This window comes from Pseudomonas sp. PKS (assembly GCF_051913525.1).
In the GTDB taxonomy this organism is placed as follows: Bacteria; Pseudomonadota; Gammaproteobacteria; order Pseudomonadales; family Pseudomonadaceae; genus Aquipseudomonas; species Aquipseudomonas guariconensis_D.
In genome coordinates this window covers 1-254 of sequence record NZ_JBEGDO010000072.1, presented here as the reverse complement: position 1 = coordinate 254, position 254 = coordinate 1, and the positions used below count along the sequence as shown (strand labels likewise).

Genomic DNA, 254 nt, shown 5'->3' with positions numbered 1-254 from the left:
TGAATCTTGACGATGACCTACTCTCACATGGGGAAGCCCCACACTACCATCGGCGATGCGTCGTTTCACTGCTGAGTTCGGGATGGGATCAGGTGGTTCCAACGCTCTATGGTCGTCAAGAAATTCTGTATGCTGGCCCGTCCTTCGGACGTGCCTGCGAATTTCTGGTCTCTCTACTTAAAGACAAAACCCCTACCTGCTCGCGCAGATAGGGGTTTTGCGAAATGAATCTTGACGATGACCTACTCTCACAT

Annotated in this window: 1 rRNA gene; it reads right to left on the bottom strand. The window is 51.2% G+C overall.

The annotated features are described in order from the left end of the window. Nucleotides 1-4: 4 nt before the first annotated feature. A 5S ribosomal RNA gene (gene rrf / locus ABOA88_RS24125) occupies nt 5-120 on the bottom strand. Nucleotides 121-254 lie beyond the last annotated feature (134 nt).